We start from the raw sequence: 396 nt of genomic DNA, 5'->3' as shown, positions 1-396 counted from the left end.
GCGCCTGCGCCTCGATCGGGTCACCCAGCGTCGTCCCCGTGCCGTGCGCCTCCACCACATCAACCTCGGCAGGCCGCAACCCGGCGTTCGCCAAAGCCTGACGGATGACCCGCTGTTGGGAGGGACCGTTCGGCGCCGTCAAACCGTTGGAAGCACCGTCCTGGTTCACCGCCGAACCGCGAACCACCGCCAGCACCGGATGACCGTTGCGCTGCGCGTCCGAGAGCCGCTCCACCAGGAGCATGCCGACACCCTCGGACCAGCCCGTGCCATCCGCCGACGCACTGAACGACTTGCACCGGCCATCGAACGACAGACCCCGCTGACGACTGAACTCAGCGAACGTCCCCGGCGTCGCCATCACCGTCACACCACCAGCAAGCGCCATGTCACACT

Annotated in this window: 1 protein-coding gene; it reads right to left on the bottom strand. The window is 67.9% G+C overall.

The features are described from left to right. A partial coding sequence (locus LPA41_RS41310; protein WP_229076962.1) for a polyketide synthase occupies nt 1–396 on the bottom strand: 396 nt, incomplete at both ends.

The sequence above is a fragment of the Actinoplanes sp. DH11 genome (assembly GCF_020873875.1).
GTDB lineage: Bacteria > Actinomycetota > Actinomycetes > Mycobacteriales > Micromonosporaceae > Actinoplanes.
Note: the sequence above shows the minus strand (reverse complement) of the source record. Positions and strands in the feature narration are given on the sequence as shown.